This is a genomic window from Clostridium sp. 1001270J_160509_D11, assembly GCF_015667935.1.
Lineage (GTDB): Bacteria > Bacillota > Clostridia > Peptostreptococcales > Peptostreptococcaceae > Intestinibacter.
Genome location: NZ_JADPET010000142.1, coordinates 1 through 3,739, shown reverse-complemented (window position 1 = coordinate 3,739; position 3,739 = coordinate 1). Strand labels below are relative to the sequence as shown.

Annotated in this window: 1 pseudogene; it reads right to left on the bottom strand. The window is 31.1% G+C overall.

Annotated features, from left to right (window positions below):
- Window positions 1-86 precede the first annotated feature (86 nt).
- Window positions 87-3,515: pseudogene (locus I4U58_RS11490) on the bottom strand (pyruvate carboxylase); the annotation flags it as partial.
- Window positions 3,516-3,739 lie beyond the last annotated feature (224 nt).

Genomic DNA, 3,739 nt, shown 5'->3' with positions numbered 1-3,739 from the left:
TTTAAGTTTGCTTTTGTATCAGCAACAACACATTCTCCTAATAATTCTGCGAATTTTGCAGCATGTACAGCTTCTTCTCCTAGTGATTCCATAGTCATTAATAATTGTTTATCTGTAACCATATCTCCTTCTCTAACTTCTATAGAAGATATTTTCCCAGCTACTTTAGCAACTATATTAGTTTCCATCTTCATAGCTTCTATAACTATTAATGGTTGATTTTCTTCTACTATATCACCTTTCTTGACAAGAGTTTTAACTACTTTGCCCGGTATTGCTGCACCTATTTGTAATGGGTCATTCATATCAGCAAGTTGAACTTGTTTTATTAATCCTGAGAAATTTTTATCTTTTATTTCGACTTCTCTTAATGATCCATTCATTCTAAATACTACTGTTCTATATCCATTTTCTTTTACTGGACCAACCCCAATTAATCTTATCGCTAATAATTTACCTTCTTCTATTTCAACATCACATTCTTCGTCTTTATCTAGTCCATAGAAGAATACATGACTTTCTAATTTAGATATGTCGTTATATTCTTGAAGGTGTCTTAAATAATCTTCATAAACTTTTGGATATAATTCATAACTTAAAATATTTCTTATATTAGATTCCATAGAGAATTTTTCATTTAAATATTCTTTATCAGCTTCAAAATCAGCTAACGGCATTAATTTACCTGGTCTTTCTGTTATTGGAGCTTCCCCTTTTAAAACAACTTCTTGTAAATCTTTTGGTATTCCTCCAACAGGTTGACCTATCATTCCTTTACAATAATCAACAACTGAATCTGGGAATGATAATTTTTTACCTTCTTCTATTATGTTTTCTTCGTTCAATTTATTTTTAGTCATAAATATTGATAAGTCCCCAACAACTTTAGAAGATGGTGTAACTTTTATTATATCCCCTAATATCTTATTAGCTTTTTGATAATTTTCTTTTACTGAGTCAAATTCATCTTGTAATCCTAAACTATCTGCTTGTGCTTTAAGGTTAGAATATTGTCCTCCAGGCATTTCATATTGATATATTTGTGCGAAAGAAGTTGTTAATCCACTTTCAAACTTTTTATAAACTTCTCTTAAATCATAATAATAATCGCCTATTTGCTCATATCCATATAAATCTATTTTTGTATCTCTTTCATCAAATCTTAAAGCCTCTACTATAGCATTTAACGATGGTTGACTTGTAAGCCCTGCCATTGATTGTAAAGCTGTATCTACTATGTCTACACCAGCTTTAGATGCCATTAAACAAGTTGCAACTCCATTACCACTAGTATCATGAGTATGTAGATGTATTGGTGTATTTACATTTTCCTTTAATGCTTTTATTAAGCTATACGCTGCATGTGGTTTTAATAAACCTGCCATATCTTTTATACATATGATATCTGTTCCTAATGACTCTAACTCTTGTGCCATATTTATATAATATTCAAGGTTGTATTTAGACTTAGATGGGTCTAATATGTCTCCTGTATAACACATTGTCGCTTCTACTATTTTGCCTGTTTCTAGACCTGCATCAATTGATAATTTCATATTTTCAACCCAGTTTAGTGAGTCAAATATTCTTATTACATCTATTCCTTGTTTTGCTGATTCTTTTATAAACTCAGTTATAACATTGTCTGGATAGTTAGTATATCCAACACCGTTAGATGCTCTAAATAGCATTTGGAATAATATATCTGGTATTTCTTCTCTTAGTTTTTGTAGTCTTCTCCATGGTGATTCGTTTAAAAATCTATACGCAACGTCAAAAGTAGCTCCCCCCCACATTTCTAGTGAGAATAAATCTTTCATGTAGGCCTCTGTGGCTGGTGCTGCTTGTAAGAAGTCGTAAGTTCTTAATCTTGTTGCAACTAAAGATTGATGTGCATCTCTCATAGTTGTATCTGTTAATAATAATTTCTTTTCATTTTTTATTTTTTCTATATATGCTTGTTTTCCTAGTCTTTCTAGTTGTTGTCTACTTCCTTCAACATATGGTATGTCTGTTCTTATTATTGGTTTGTGTGGTTTAGTAAATACTGGCTTTTGCGCACATTTATTTTCATTTACTATAACGTTACCTATGAATTGAAGCAATTTTGTTGCTCTATTTTTGCTTTCTTTTATATTAAATAATTCTGGGTGTTCATCTATAAATTTTGTACTACATTTCCCTTCTTGGAATACAGGACTTTCTAGTACGTTAGTTAAGAATCCGACATTTGTTTTTACTCCTCTGATTCTAAACTCTCTTATAGATCTTAACATTTTATTGATTGCTTTTTTGAATGTTCTATCCCAAGATACAGTTTTAACTAATAAACTGTCGTAATATGGACTTATATCGAACCCTGCACATCCATTACCACCATCAAGTCTTATACCTGCTCCTGAACCAGTTCTATAAACTTGTATCTTTCCTGTATCTGGCATAAAGTTATTTTTAGGGTCTTCTGTTGTAATTCTGCATTGAATTGAAAATCCACTTACTTTTACGCTTTCTTGAGATTTTATATCTATTTCTTCACTATCTAAAGTGTATCCTTCTGCTATTAATATTTGGCTTTGTACTATATCTATACCAGTTACTTCTTCTGTTACAGTATGTTCAACTTGAACCCTTGGGTTCATTTCTATGAAGTAATAGTTTCCGTCTGAATCCACTAAGAACTCTAAAGTTCCTGCATTTACATAGCCAACACTCTTAGCTATTTTTACTGCATCACTACATATTTTTTCTCTTAACTCTGTAGATAAAGAAAATGCAGGTGCATATTCAATTATTTTTTGATGTCTTCTTTGTACAGAACAATCTCTTTCGTATAAATGGACTATGTTTCCTTGTTTATCCCCTAATATCTGTACTTCTATATGTTTTGGATCTACAATATATTTTTCTATAAATATAACTGCTTTCCCAAAGGCTTTTTTTGATTCACTACAGGCAGTTTCATATTCAAGAGCTAAGTCTTTTTCATTATAAACTACTCTCATACCTCTACCGCCACCGCCATTAGACGCTTTAACCATAACAGGATATCCAACGTAATTTGCGACTTCTTTTGCCTCTTCAACACTCTCTATAACCTTATCAACTCCAGGTATAGTAGGAACCCCTACTCCATGGGCAACTTTTTTAGAGTTTATTTTATCCCCCATCTTATCCATTATATCTGCTGATGGCCCTATAAAAGTTATTCCATTTTCTTCGCATTTGCGAACAAACTCTGAATTCTCAGCTAAAAATCCATATCCAGGATGGATAGCATCAACATTTTTTTGTTTGGCCAATTCTATAATTCCATCTATATCTAGATATACATCAATAGGTCCCTTATCTTCATCTATCAGATAAGATTCATCAGCTTTTGTTCTAAATAAACTATACTTATCTTCCTTGCTATATATCCCTACACTTTTTATGCCTAACTCTGCACATGCTCTAAAAATTCTTATTGCAATTTCTCCTCTGTTTGCAACTAATACTTTTTTAAACTGCTTTTGCATATTATCCCCTCCTGCTTATTTTCATCGTAATATTTAAGATTATAAATCAATTTAATTTAATTTGTAACCGCTTTTCTCAACTTCCTTAATTAATAATAAAATTTCTTATAATGTATAAGAATATTTATGTGTTTACAAAAAATAACATATTTTTATTAACAATTTCTATTTAATTCTCTAACCTTTTCAAATTCATCTTGGATTTCTTGTGATGGTTCTTGTCC